We start from the raw sequence: 14,032 nt of genomic DNA on the forward strand, positions 1-14,032 counted from the left end.
GAATACAAGATTGAAAATTCCAGGATTCTGGAACAGAATCTAATAAGTCCATTAATTGAAAAAAAGATTGCAATTTTCTCGTATTCTCTTCGAATCAAATGGAAAATTTCCACACGATTCGGAGAGGATCTTTTTGGCTCTTATTCCCTGAAGCATTTTATTTATTTCTTTTTCCTTTTTTCTTTTGTTTCTCAGGAACTCCCTTATTTTACTCTCTTCCTTTCCTTTTTTCTTTTGTTTCTCAGGAAATCCGTTATTTTACTCTCTCCCTTTACCTTTTTTCTTTTCGATCAAGGCTCACTCAATTTAAGTAAACAAGTTTTTATCTATGTTCCGTTACTTCCTTCAATCAGAACTATAATTCTATTTAGTATATTCTAACGTATTTTATTCTGGAGATTAACTTGTTCAGTCAGGAGGAAAACAATGCGAAGAGATTATATAGACATGGACTATAGCCCGAAGGATACTGATCTGGTATGTGAGTTCCATATAGAACCGTCAGCAGGAGTGAATTTTGAGGAAGCTGCAACCCATATGGCAGGGGAAAGCTCTATAGATTCCTGGACTGAAATCGCCACACTCAGTCCCGAACTTGCAGCCAGGCTAAAACCCCATGTTTTTTACGTAGATGAGGATGCACAGACTGTAAGGGTAGCTTACTCGGAAGAACTCTTTGAACTTGGTTCTGTCCCGCAGGTACTCAGTGCGGTTGCAGGAAATATCTTGAGTATGAAAATCGTTGACAATCTCAGACTGCAGGATATAGCTTTCCCGAAGTCAATGCTCTCCGAATTCAAAGGCCCTGGATTCGGGTTGCCAGGAATCAAGGAACTTACAGGTGTGCAGGACAGACCTCTCATAGGAACTATTGTCAAACCGAAAGTTGGATTAACCTCTGAAAAACATGCTGAGGTTGCTTACAATTCATTTGCAGGAGGCTGCGACCTTGTTAAAGATGACGAAAACCTTACGGATCAGAAATTTAACAGATTTGAAAAAAGAGCTGAACTTACCCTGAAGCTTGCAGAAAAGGCAGAATCTGAGACCGGAGAGCGTAAAATGTATCTCTGCAACATTACTGCTCCTACCTGTAAGGAAATGATCCGTCGCATGAACATTCTTAAAGACCTGGGTGCCAGCTATGCGATGATCGACATCGTACCTGTAGGCTGGACTGCACTTCAGACCTTGAGGGAAGAAGCAGAAGATGCAGGACTTGCTCTCCATGCCCATCGATGCATGCATTCAGCCTATACCAGGAACCCACGCCATGGGATAAGCATGCTTGTCGTTGCCAAGCTCTGCAGACTGGTCGGGCTTGATCAGCTTCACATCGGTACTGTAGTAGGGAAAATGCACGGAGAAAAACACGAGGTTCTATCTCTCCGTGATGAGTGTGTGTTAGACAATGTGCCTGCGGATGAAAGCCAGCACGTCCTTGCCCAGGACTGGGGAGGGTTGAAGCCCATGTTCCCGGTTGCTTCCGGAGGGCTTGCCCCTACTATGATTCCTGACCTGTACACTATCTTCGGAAGAGATGTTATTATGCAATTCGGTGGCGGAATTCACGCCCATCCAATGGGTACGGCAGCCGGAGCCACTGCTTGCAGGCAGGCACTCGAAGCAGCTCTTGAGGGAGTTAGCCTGCAGGAATATGCGAAAAACCACAGAGAACTTGAACTTGCCATCGATAAGTGGCTGAAGAAATAAGCCGGAGAAAGAACTACTGTTGAGTCAACCGCAAAATGTCGTATAAAAGCGATTGCAATTATTCGGAATTATTGAATCCTTGATGATTGACTCGACACTACAGAAAATTATAATTGAAAAGGAGTTTACCCCTGTGCAGGCAGAAAACGGAAGTAAAGTAAATACTCTGGTTTTTCGGGTTTCCGAAGAAAATTTTGATTCCGTCCTTGAAAGAGCGTCAGCGATTATCAAGCGTGGTGGGACTGTAGCCTTCCCCACGGAAACGGTCTACGGCCTTGGAGCTGACGGCCTGAACTCAGAGGCAGTCCTGAAGATTTTCGAGGCAAAAAAGCGCCCTCCGGGAAATCCCCTTAGCCTGCTTGTTCATTCAAGAGAAGATGTTGAGAAAGTGTCTATAAATATTCCCGAAAGCGCTTTCAAGCTAATGGATGCTTTCTGGCCTGGTCCTCTTACGATTATCCTGGAGAAAAATGAGATTGTCCCCGATATTACTTCAGGAAGACTAAAATCAATAGGAGTTCGCATGCCTGACCATAGAGTCCCTCTTGAATTAATAAAGAGAGCAGGCACCCCTCTTGCTGCTCCCAGTGCCAACCTGTCAGGAAAGCCCAGTCCCAGTCTTGCAGCTCATGTCATCTCGGATCTTACAGGCAGGATTGATGCAATTCTTGACGGAGGGGAGGCTGCCATAGGGCTTGAGTCAACTGTAATTGATATGACTGTTGAGCCACCTGTTGTGCTAAGGCCCGGAGCCGTAAGTCTCGAAGAGCTTGAAAGCATTATAGGAAAAGTTAAGTCCGGATACAAAAGCGGCGAATCAGGGGATAAACCGGATCTGTCGGAAAAGAAGGCAGGTCAGAAATATGGGCATTATATTCCTGATACAAAGGTTGTGCTTGTCGAAGGAGAAGGAAAATCTGTTTCGGAAAAGCTTGTCAAATTACTTGAAAGTTACAGGAGCGAAGGGCAGAAAGTTGGGCTTCTTCTCAGTGAGGAAACCAGTAAGGAGACTGCACCTTTCTTTGCTTTAAAAAACCTGAGTCCAGATGAGTGCCTTTTGCTGGGGCCCAGGGCAGATCCGGGCGTAGCTGCCAGGAAACTCTTTGAAGGGCTCAGAAAGCTGGATAAGAAAGGGCTGGATGTAATCGTGGCTGATGGGTCCTTCAGCCGTTCCGGGCTTGGGGAAGCTCTCATCAACCGGCTGAGGGAAGCGTCCTCTATGAAGATTGTTGCTTAAGCTCAATTATAATACCGTGTTTAAGCTCAATTATAATACCGTGTTTAAGCCAAGTGTAATACAGTGTTTGAGCTTAATTGTAATACCGTGTTTAAGCCAAGTGTAATACAGTGTTTGAGCTTAATTGTGATACAAAATTGAAGATTTAGTTAGTGTTTGAGAGGGAAGAACTTTGAACGCCGAGAAAAAGGAAAATCTGGAAAAAAAGCGGGCTTACAAAAAAGTCGTAGATCAGAATAAAAAAATAAACAAGATTAATCTTGTAGTGCTGGCTGTAGGCCTACTTTTAACAGTTCTGGGCCTGGAGAAGGAAGGGAGCTATCTTATCTGGGTAGGTATTTTTGTCCTTTTTATAACCTCAATTTCAAGTATTTTTGCATCTGGATCTCTTCGCAAGAGGTAAATATCAATTTTTTTTAAAGGGGCTTTCAAATGGGTGAAACGATTGCAAGTACGGAAATGCACGAATATTTTGACGAACTCGAAGCAAGACTCAAAGAGGCTATCAAGATTGCAAATGCAGCTCGAGCTCGTGGAGGTGACCCAAAGCCCGTTGTAGAAATTCCTCTTGCCAAAGATCTTGCGGATAGGGTTGAGAACCTTATAGGTGTGGAGGGAGTCGCTGCAAAGATTAGGGTGCTTGAAGAAAAAATGTCAAGAGAAGAATGTGCTCTTGAAATCGGGCGTCAGGTCGCAGAAGGAGAAGTGGGAAACTTCACAACAAAAAAGGATGCAGTTGAAGCTGCGATCCGGGTTTCCATGGCCGTCATTACAGAAGGAGTGGTTGCAGCCCCGATTGAAGGAATTAATAAGGTCGAACTGGGAAAGAATGACGATGGTTCCGAGTATATCCGAATTTTTTATTCCGGGCCTATCCGGAGTGCAGGTGGAACAGCCCAGGCTCTTTCCGTGCTCGTTGGCGATTACGTAAGGCGTGGGATAGGGATTGACCGCTATAAGCCAAGACCTGAGGAAGTAGAGCGTTATGTGGAAGAGGTCGTTCTTTATAAAAGAGTCGCAAGCTTGCAGTATATGCCCTCGGAAGACGAGATTCGCCTGATAGTCAAAAATTGCCCTGTCTGTATTGATGGAGACCCAACTGAGGAAGCTGAGGTTGAAGGGCACAGAGATCTCGAAAGAATAGGGACAAACCGCATCAGAGGGGGAATGTGCCTTGTGCTTGCCGAAGGGCTCGCCCTTAAAGCCCCCAAAGTCAAGAAACACGTTAATAAATTGCATATGGACGGATGGGACTGGCTGGATATCCTCATAGGGGGTACAAAAACCGGAGGCGATGAAGAAGATGAACAGAAAAATAAGATCAAGCCGAAGGATAAGTACATAAGAGACCTGATTGCAGGCAGGCCGGTTTTCTCCCATCCTTCAAGGCCAGGAGGGTTCAGGCTTCGCTACGGGCGTTCCAGAAATACTTCTTTTGCGGCCGCCGGTATCAATCCGGCTACTATGGTTCTGCTTGACGATTTTGTTACTAACGGGACTCAGCTTAAGGTTGAAAGGCCTGGAAAGGCTGCAGCTATGTCTGCTGTAGACTCGATAGAAGGGCCAACTGTGCGCCTTCATTCAGGAGACCTTATCCGTGTAGATGACATAAAGGAAGCTTATGAGCTTCGCTCGCAGGTCGAGGTACTAGTAGATATTGGAGAGATCCTGATTAATTACGGGGATTTCCTGGAAAACAACCATCCTCTCATGCCTTCACCTTATGTTTTCGAATGGTGGCATTATGACTATGAAGCAGCTTGCTCTGAGAAAATACCTGAAGACGAGTTGAAAGATCCATCGTCGGCTCTGGCTCTCAGGCTTGCGGAAGAATACGATGTCCCTCTACATCCGAAGTTTACGTATTTATGGCATGACATAAATCGGACTGAGTTTGAGGCTTTAAGAAAATTCGTGGCCGAGAGAGGAAATTTCTCGGTTGAAGATGGAATCCTCAGGTTACCTCTGAAAGCCTGTATGGAAAATGGTGTCAAACTCATACTTGAAAAACTCCTTGTACTTCACAGGGTAAAAGCTGACACAATCCTGATTAAAGAATCTCTTCCTTTTATTCTTTGTCTCGGGCTTGACTGCCATCTGAAAGAGAAAGCCCAGATGCCTGACACCGATGACATGGTAAATGCTGCGGCTATTTTAAGTGGATTTAAAGTTCTTCCGAGGGCTCCTTCGAGAATAGGGGCAAGAATGGGAAGACCGGAAAAAGCCAACCTGAGAAAGATGTCTCCTGCAGCTCAGGTTCTTTTTCCTATAGGTAATGCTGGAGGACTTACGCGGAATCTTGCAGCCGCTTCAAATTATTCGGCTTCCATGAATGGAAAAATAGGCGAAATTGAAGTGGAGATGGGGATCAGGGAGTGTCCTGCCTGTGGAAAAGAGACTTATTTCTGGCGCTGTGATTGCGGAGAGTATACTCGTCCCAAACTCTTCTGTCTTCGCTGTAAAATTGAGGTTCGAAACTCTGAAACCTGTCCTAAATGCGGTAGAAAGCTAACTTCTGTTGCAAATGTCAAATTGGATTTTCATTCTATTTACAGGCAGGCTTTTGAGAATGTAGGGGAAAGAGAAAAAGCGGACCTCATTAAAGGTGTAAAACGGCTAATGAACGGACAGATGACTCCTGAACCCCTGGAAAAGGGAATCCTGAGGGCAAAACATGATGTCTATATTTTTAAGGACGGGACTGTCCGCTATGACATGTCAGATATTCCTCTTACGCATATCAGGGCTGATGAAATCGGGATAACAGCAGCTAAACTCCGGGAACTTGGTTATGTGGAAGACGTTTACGGAAATCCTCTTGAAAGAGATGATCAGGTCGTCTGCCTGAAGGTCCAGGACCTTGTGATTTCTTATGACGGGGGCGAGTATATGCTGCGTACCGCACAATATGTGGATGACCTGCTTGTGAAATATTACGGGGTTGAACCCTATTACAATGCCAAAACAATTCAGGATCTTGTAGGCGTATTGCTCATAGGACTTGCTCCACACACCTCTGCAGGCGTACTGGGGCGTTTAATAGGGTTTACGAGAGCTTCAGTCGGCTATGCTCATCCTTTCTTTCATGCTTCAAAACGCAGGAACTGCGATGGAGACGAAGATTGCGTAATGCTTCTCATGGATGGAATCCTTAATTTCTCAAGGGCTTATCTCCCGGAGAAAAGGGGTGGGAAAATGGATGCTCCTCTTGTACTTACTACGAGAATCGATCCCAAAGAAGTAGACAAGGAGGCACATAATATAGATGTGCCTGCAAGATATCCTCTGGAATTTTACAGGGCTACTCAGGAGATCAAAAATCCTACAGAGCTTGAAGGTATTATGGATCTGGTGAGTAGTCGACTTGGAACTCCGGAACAATATGAGCATTTTATGTTCACACATGATACTTCTGATATTGCTGCAGGCCCTCTCAATTCTTCGTATAAGACTCTCGGAAGCATGATCGAAAAAATGGAGGCACAACTTTCCCTTGCTAATAAAATAAGGGCGGTAGATGCTCCTGATGTGGCTGAAAGGGTGCTCAAGTCTCATTTCCTTCCTGATCTCCTCGGAAATCTCCGTTCTTTTTCCAGGCAGCGGATGCGCTGTATAAAATGCGGGGAGAAGTTCAGGCGCCCTCCGCTAACTGGAGCCTGCCCTAAGTGTGGAGGTAATGTAGTACTGACCGTGCACGAAGGAGCTGTCCGTAAATATCTTGAAATTTCAAAAGAAGTTGGGGAAAGGTACGGAGTTTCTAGCTATACCCAACAGAGAATTGAACTTTTGGATAAAGATATATGTTCTCTATTCGAGAATCACAGGGTTAAGCAACTGGGACTTTCTGATTTCATGTCTGGATCTGCGCGCTGAGAATGAATAGCAAGAAATCTTAACACTTAAAATAAATTATTCTATTTGTTTGAAAGGAGGCAGGGCATTTTGAGAGTCCTAAAATACAGAAGTGTTTATTAACTAGTTCTCTAATTTTACTGTAAACAGTCTTGTCCTCCTTTCGAAAAGAGACTCTTTTTAGGTTTTGACTGTTTCTTGTAGGGATAAGTCCACTCTCTTAAAGTTGATATTTTTTTCTATATATTTTTCACGTATTTATATAATTGATACGCTATTTATATACTATCTGTTTGATTATCTGTATCTTTAACAGGGCGATTTTTTTTATACTCTCACTGCTTTTTTACTCCGATTTAGACTGGTTTTGATAATATGGTTTATATGACGAAGCGTAAGACCCCTGAGTCTTTACAGGCTGTCCGGCAATTATTGGTAATAATAAAAAAGTGCTAAAAAGAAAGCAAATAAGGCCTTTAAATAAAAAAAGAAGGAATTCTTTTATTACCGAAGTAATTGTCGGACAGCTTGTTTAGCTTAGGGATAGTTTACTTCACAGGTAGCCCAAGGGAATTAATCTGCCCTATAAGCTCGGTAAAGTTTTTAATTTCCAGTTCCAGAACTTCTTCTTTTTTCATGCCTATTGACATTTCGCCGTCTACGGAAAGAAGTTCCGGACCTCTGCGAACAAGCCTGTCCACTCCATCTCTTTTAAAGATCTCCTTAACTTCCATATCATGAACAAAAGCTCTCCCAGGGATGAAAACAGTCTCACTTACTTCAGACAGGTCCATATTTTTGAGATCTTCAATAGTAATGAGGCATCCAATGTCTTTTTTTGGAGATACAACATTCACGGAACCTCCAAGAGCTTCAAAGATTTCCCTTAGTCTTGGAGCTGCTATCTGGCCTGTAATAATGGTGGCTCTTTTTGTTGTCCTCGGAAGTTTTTCAAGGGCTTCGGGTACATTCCTTATCGCAAAAGGAGAGCCAATTAAAGGATCTTCAAGCGGAGTTCCTGTGATCCTCATAGAAGGGTGCTTTGCTGCAGAATTACGTACCAGCTCCGTGAATTCCTCAATGTTATGTGGGATTATGCCCGGAATGATTGGAGCATTATTCAGGATAAGCCCGTTTTCCGAAAAGTTTGCAAATCTCATCAGAATAGCTCCTTTTGCACCCATCGTTTCAAGGTCACTGAGAGTCTTATCAAGGACCTCTCCATCATTTACTCCCGGAATGAGCACAATTGCCCCATATACATCACAATGGGCACAGAAGTCCCGGAGAACCTGTATAGAAGCTTCGGGTTCCGGGTCTTTCATGTATTCTGCTCTTAGAACCGGATCAGTCGCAAAGACTGTAAAACTTACCTCTGTGACACCATGGTCTATGTAGAAAAGAGCGTCATCAGGCTTGCTGAAACCTTTTCCGCTTGTATACCCCAGATGTATTTGGGTCTTGAACTGAGATAAGAAAGCGACAAGATTCTTCAGTTCAGGATAACAGCTTAAATCTCCTCCTCCGCTAATAGTGAATTTTTTAATCTCTCCACTTGCGAAATAGAGTTTTCTTGAAGTTTCCTCCAGTACTACCTGAAGAGGCTTGAAACCCGAATATGATTCCTTTACACTGCGTGTGCAGTAGTCACACCCTTTCTTGAAAGGAAGACAATACTTGCAGCCCAGAGGCTGAATGTCTTTAACCTTTTTGAAATAACAGTATTTGCAAAAGCCTCTACAGTCTACCCCTGGATTTCCGCCTACATCGACAACGACTTCCATATTAAACTTTCGTATTATCAAGGTGTTAATAAATCTTTTTGGTATGACTCTATGTGTAATACAACATCTTAATAAATTTAACATCTATTCTTCGTTTTCTCGCTAACTATTTTTTATAAGTCAGCTGGTATATTTTTGACGAACTTTAAGTATATTAAAATTTTATTTTTCCATTGATGCCGCTTTTTTATATATTTTTATAAAAATAGATTACAAATTAATATATTATATTTTAAAAAAATACATAAATTAATTTATCGGAGAACACAAAAGATTTAAGTACCTTCTAAACGAATGAGATTTCATTGGGAATAGTGGACACTTAAAAACAAAGCGGTACTTGATTTATTGAGTGCAAAAGCACTCGAATAGGTGACCAATCCCAAAATGATTTTAATAAATTAAGGAGGAAATTAAAGTGTCTGACACAGTAGACATCTACGACGACAGAGGAAAACTGCTCGAGAGCAATGTCGACATTATGTCCCTTGCTCCAACAAGAAACGCAGCAATTCAAAAGATCATCATGGACACTAAGAGGTCAGTTGCAGTCAACCTCGCAGGTATTCAGGGTGCACTTGCCAGCGGCAAGATGGGCGGAAAGGGCCGTCAGATCTTAGGCCGCGGACTTAACTATGACATTGTAGGCAATGCTGATGCAATTGCAGAAAATGTTAAAAAACTCGTCCAGGTCGATGAAGGCGACGATACCAATGTCATCAAAGTCAAAGGCGGAAAGAGCCTCCTGATCCAGTCCCCAAAATCCAGGATTATTGCAGGTGCCGACTTCATGTCCGCAACAACAGTTGGTGCAGCAGCAGTCACTCAGACTATTATGGACATGTTTGGAACTGATCCTTATGATGCTCCTATCGTAAAATCAGCTGTCTGGGGAAGCTACCCACAGACAATGGATCTCATGGGCGGTCAGGTTCAGGGTATTCTCAGCATCCCCCAGAACAATGAAGGTCTTGGCTTCTCCCTCAGGAACATTATGGCCAACCACGTTGCAGCAATCTCCAACAGGAATGCAATGAACGCATCCGCTCTCTCTTCCATCTACGAGCAGTCTGGTATCTTCGAGATGGGTGGAGCAGTCGGTATGTTCGAGAGGCATCAGCTCCTCGGTCTTGCATACCAGGGTCTCAACGCCAACAACCTCTTATATGACATTGTAAAGGAAAACGGTAAGGACGGAACCATTGGAACCGTTATCGAATCTGTTGTCCGCAGGGCAATTGAAGCTGGTATTATCTCAGTTGACAAGACCGCTCCTTCTGGATACAACTTCTATAAAGCAAACGACGTTCCAAAGTGGAATGCCTGTGCAGCAGTTGGTACCCTTGCAGCCACCCTCGTGAACTGTGGTGCAGGCCGTGCAGCTCAGAACGTTTCCTCAACACTTCTCTACTTCAACGATATCCTTGAGAAGGAAACTGGTCTTCCAGGATGCGACTACGGTAAAGTAGAAGGTACCGCGGTAGGGTTCTCATTCTTCAGTCACTCCATCTATGGTGGCGGTGGGCCTGGTGTCTTCAACGGTAACCACGTCGTTACCAGACACTCCAGAGGGTTCGCAATCCCCTGTGTATGCGCAGCAGTAGCTCTTGATGCAGGTACCCAGATGTTCACAATCGAATCAACATCCGGCCTGATAGGTGACGTGTTTGGTGCAATACCAGAATTCCGCGAGCCAATTAAGGCAGTTGCAGGAGTGCTCTAAACATATAATTCAAAAGGTCTAAAGATGTCAGACTCTGCTTCAAATACGGAAGATTCTATTCAAATCGAAATTTTTCCCAGTAGAATACTGTCCCCTGAAACAGCTCAGAATCTCATTGCTGAAATCTACAAGGTGGACGGAGTAATTCGCGTCATGGTGCAGGGAAACAGACTACCCGATAAGGTGTCTGCCGGTCCCGGTACTGGGGAAAAAGTAGAACATCCACTGAGAAAGCCTATTCAGATTGGAGATCAGGTTATTGAATTGAAGATCTGTGTGGGCAGGATCAGGGTTGAACTTTCAAGCGCCGAAGCTAAAGAACAATTAAGGGAAGTGTGCGAAAAATTGCTTCCGTTCCCCTTTGAATTCAGGGAAGGACATTTCCTCAGGAAAAAGCCTACTGTAACTGACTATGCCAAACTTGGTCCTGAAGCAGACCCTAGGTTGCTTGGTATGGTAGATCCTAGAACTAAGATAGATCAGCTCATCTTTATCGAGAAACAAAAGGAGCAAGAAGAGATAAAGGACAAAGATGAGTGAAAAATATGATGATCGATCGGGAAACACAGGTAGTTGACTGCCGATGCGGTGCGGGACTTGGCAGAGGAGGAGGACTTGCCCAAAGAGGCACTCTCTCAGAAGCCGGCCGTGCTGAGGTTGTAGCTATTGCCATGAGTCCCGGCCAGAGGCATATCACAAAACCGGTATGTGAGATCACATATGGAATGAGGAAAGAAAACATTCAGGTCAGTGTGCTGGTACTCTACTCAGGCTCCGGAATCCCTGAATCAGGTATGAGAACCGGATCTTTTGTACTGAGTCCGGTAGAAGTAGCACAGATTGAAATGCACAAGCTGGCCGTGATTCACCTCGGAAATATCAAGGATCATGTGGTTAGAAAGACCAGGGAAATCCTGAGTCAGGCTAATATTCCGGCGATTGTAGTCAGCCAGATCCCGGTAGATTTTGAGGATTTTGCAGAGGCAGGGATAAAGACGAGATTAGTAATGCCAAGGGATGAAAATATTCTTACAAAAGGAATTGTGATGGATATGGTGAGTGGAGTTACACGCGGTGATTCCTGTCCCAGGGACAAGCTAAATCTTATCATTAAATACGTCAAGACTACATTAGACCAGTTAGAAGATCATAAAGGAGTTGCATGAGATGGCTTACGAAAGACAATTTTATCCAGGCGCAACATCAGTTGCCGCTAACAGAAGAAAACACATGTCTGGAAAACTTGAGAAACTCAGGGAAATTTCAGACGAAGACTTAACTGCAGTTCTCGGGCACCGCGCCCCAGGAAGCGACTATCCAAGCACCCACCCACCACTTGCAGAGATGGGAGAGCCTGCATGCTCGACCCGTGAAAATGTTGTAGCTACACCCGGTGCAGCAGCAGGAGACAGAGTAAGGTACATTCAGTTTGCTGACTCAATGTACAACGCGCCTGCAACCCCATATTTCAGATCCTATTTTGCAGCAATCAACTTCAGGGGTGTAGACCCAGGTACCCTTTCCGGTCGTCAGATCGTTGAAGCCCGTGAAAGAGATATGGAACAGTGTGCAAAGGTCCAGATGGAAACCGAAATCACTGACCATGCACTCGCAGGTGTGCGTGGTGCAACTGTGCACGGTCACTCTGTCCGTCTCCAGGAAGACGGTGTAATGTTCGACATGCTCGACAGGAGAAGACTTGAAAACGGCACCATCATCATGGACAAGGACCAGGTTGCAATTCCACTCGACAGGAAAGTAGACCTCGGCAAGCCCATGTCCAGCGAAGAAGCCGCAAAGAGAACCACCATTTACCGTGTGGACAATGTAGCCTTCAGGGACGATGCAGAAGTCGTTGAATGGGTACACAGGATATTCGATCAGAGGACAAAATTCGGTTTCCAGCCGAAATGAGGTGACCACAATGGCAGCAGACATTTTCTCAAAATTTAAAAATTCAATGGAAGTCAAGTTCGCACAGGAATTTGGTTCAAACAAGCAGACAGGTGTCGACATCACCGGCAAGACTGAAAAGTTCCTGAGGTTAGGCCCTGAGCAGGACCCCAGAAAAGTCGAAATGATTAAAGCCGGTAAAGAAATTGCTGAGAAGAGAGGTATTGCATTCTACAACCCAATGATGCACTCCGGTGCTCCCCTTGGTCAGCGTGCAATTACTCCTTACGTCATTTCTGGCACTGATATTGTTTGTGAACCTGATGACCTCCACTACGTGAACAACGCTGCAATGCAGCAGATGTGGGATGACATCAGAAGGACCTGTATTGTCGGTCTTGACATGGCTCACGAGACCCTCGAGAAGAGGCTGGGTAAGGAAGTCACTCCTGAAACCATCAACCACTATCTCGAAGTCCTTAACCACGCCATGCCCGGTGCAGCAGTGGTTCAGGAAATGATGGTCGAAACCCACCCTGCTCTTGTTGACGACTGTTACGTGAAAGTCTTCACAGGCGACGACGCCCTTGCAGACGAAATCGACAAGCAGTTCCTTATTGACATCAACAAGGAATTCTCAGAAGAACAGGCAGCTCAGATTAAGGCCTCCATCGGCAAGACTTCCTGGCAGGCAATCCACATCCCAACAATTGTCTCCAGAACAACAGACGGTGCTCAGACCTCCAGGTGGGCAGCCATGCAGATCGGTATGTCCTTCATCTCCGCATACGCAATGTGTGCCGGTGAAGCAGCCGTCGCTGACCTGTCCTTCGCTGCAAAGCACGCAGCTCTGGTCTCCATGGGTGAAATGCTCCCCGCAAGGCGTGCACGTGGACCTAACGAGCCCGGTGGACTTTCCTTCGGTCACCTGTCAGACATCATCCAGACAAGCCGCACCTCCCAGGACCCAGCAAAGATCGCTCTTGAAGTCGTCGGTGCAGGCTGTATGCTCTACGACCAGATCTGGCTCGGATCTTACATGTCCGGTGGTGTCGGATTCACACAGTATGCAACAGCTGCATACACAGATGATATCCTCGACAACAACGTGTACTATGACGTTGACTACATCAACGACAAGTACAACGGTGCTGCAAATGTCGGCAAGGACAACAAGGTAAAGGCAAGCCTCGACGTTGTAAAGGACATCGCAACCGAGTCCACACTCTACGGTATCGAGACCTACGAGAAGTTCCCGACTGCCCTTGAAGACCACTTTGGTGGTTCCCAGAGAGCAACCGTGCTCGCAGCTGCAGCCGGTGTTGCATGTGCCCTCGGTACTGCAAACGCCAACGCTGGTCTCTCCGGCTGGTACCTTTCCATGTACCTGCACAAGGAAGCATGGGGCAGACTCGGATTCTTCGGATACGACCTGCAGGACCAGTGTGGTGCCACAAACGTTCTGTCCTACCAGGGCGACGAAGGTCTCCCAGACGAACTCCGTGGTCCAAACTACCCCAACTATGCAATGAACGTCGGTCACCAGGGTGGATACGCAGGTATCGCTCAGGCAGCCCACTCAGGCCGTGGAGACGCATTCACCGTCAACCCACTCATCAAGGTCTGCTTCGCTGACGACCTCATGCCCTTCAACTTTGCAGAGCCCAGGAGAGAGTTCGGCCGCGGTGCAATCAGAGAGTTCGTGCCTGCCGGTGAGAGATCCCTCGTCATTCCAGCAGCAAAATAAACTCAATAAATTCAACAATTTAAAACAGAGTAGGCCTTCTGGCCTACTTTTTCTCTCTTTTTTCCATACTCATTTCTCGTGCG

At 45.3% G+C, this 14,032-nt stretch carries 10 protein-coding genes; 9 read left to right on the forward strand and 1 reads right to left on the reverse strand.

The annotated features are described in order from the left end of the window. Nucleotides 1–426: 426 nt before the first annotated feature. The 4 genes from rbcL to FXW07_RS00915 all read left to right on the forward strand — a co-directional run bounded on the left by rbcL (nucleotide 427) and on the right by FXW07_RS00915 (nucleotide 6,823). Complete coding sequence (gene rbcL, locus FXW07_RS00900; protein ID WP_229393335.1) at nucleotides 427–1,713, forward strand: type III ribulose-bisphosphate carboxylase; 1,287 nt, start codon at nucleotides 427–429, stop codon at nucleotides 1,711–1,713. A gap of 82 nt (nucleotides 1,714–1,795) precedes the next feature. Beyond that, entirely contained in the window at nucleotides 1,796–2,950 is a 1,155-nt protein-coding gene (locus FXW07_RS00905; RefSeq protein ID WP_255678519.1) for an L-threonylcarbamoyladenylate synthase, read from the forward strand. Between the two features lie 172 nt (nucleotides 2,951–3,122). Next, nucleotides 3,123–3,353, forward strand: coding sequence for a hypothetical protein (locus FXW07_RS00910; protein ID WP_048157995.1), 231 nt, complete (start codon nucleotides 3,123–3,125; stop codon nucleotides 3,351–3,353). Between the two features lie 29 nt (nucleotides 3,354–3,382). Next, the gene (locus FXW07_RS00915) at nucleotides 3,383–6,823 is read left to right on the forward strand and encodes a DNA polymerase II large subunit (protein WP_229393336.1); all 3,441 of its coding nucleotides are present in this window, start codon (nucleotides 3,383–3,385) and stop codon (nucleotides 6,821–6,823) included. Between the two features lie 527 nt (nucleotides 6,824–7,350). On the opposite strand, the gene mmp10 is transcribed toward FXW07_RS00915, so the two are convergent. Beyond that, nucleotides 7,351–8,586, reverse strand: coding sequence for a methyl coenzyme M reductase-arginine methyltransferase Mmp10 (gene mmp10 / locus FXW07_RS00920; RefSeq protein WP_229393337.1), 1,236 nt, complete (start codon nucleotides 8,584–8,586; stop codon nucleotides 7,351–7,353). Between the two features lie 418 nt (nucleotides 8,587–9,004). On the opposite strand from mmp10, the gene mcrB reads away from it, so the two are divergent. The 5 genes from mcrB to mcrA are packed head-to-tail and all read left to right on the forward strand — an operon-like array spanning nucleotide 9,005 to nucleotide 13,949. Beyond that, nucleotides 9,005–10,309 (forward strand): coenzyme-B sulfoethylthiotransferase subunit beta, encoded by a 1,305-nt coding sequence (gene mcrB, locus FXW07_RS00925; protein WP_229393338.1) that lies wholly within the window; start codon nucleotides 9,005–9,007, stop codon nucleotides 10,307–10,309. A gap of 24 nt (nucleotides 10,310–10,333) precedes the next feature. Then, nucleotides 10,334–10,849: a methyl-coenzyme M reductase operon protein D gene (gene mcrD, locus FXW07_RS00930; protein ID WP_229393339.1), complete on the forward strand. Its 516-nt coding sequence runs from the start codon at nucleotides 10,334–10,336 to the stop codon at nucleotides 10,847–10,849. A 5-nt stretch (nucleotides 10,850–10,854) separates the two neighbouring features. Further along, the gene (mcrC, locus tag FXW07_RS00935) at nucleotides 10,855–11,475 is read left to right on the forward strand and encodes a methyl-coenzyme M reductase I operon protein C (protein WP_048124332.1); all 621 of its coding nucleotides are present in this window, start codon (nucleotides 10,855–10,857) and stop codon (nucleotides 11,473–11,475) included. Between the two features lies 1 nt (nucleotide 11,476). After that, complete coding sequence (gene mcrG / locus FXW07_RS00940) at nucleotides 11,477–12,223, forward strand: coenzyme-B sulfoethylthiotransferase subunit gamma (protein ID WP_229393340.1); 747 nt, start codon at nucleotides 11,477–11,479, stop codon at nucleotides 12,221–12,223. A 10-nt stretch (nucleotides 12,224–12,233) separates the two neighbouring features. Further along, complete coding sequence (gene mcrA / locus FXW07_RS00945; RefSeq protein ID WP_229393341.1) at nucleotides 12,234–13,949, forward strand: coenzyme-B sulfoethylthiotransferase subunit alpha; 1,716 nt, start codon at nucleotides 12,234–12,236, stop codon at nucleotides 13,947–13,949. Nucleotides 13,950–14,032: the final 83 nt, after the last annotated feature.

The sequence above is a fragment of the Methanosarcina sp. DH1 genome (genome assembly GCF_020804205.1).
GTDB lineage: Archaea > Halobacteriota > Methanosarcinia > Methanosarcinales > Methanosarcinaceae > Methanosarcina > Methanosarcina vacuolata.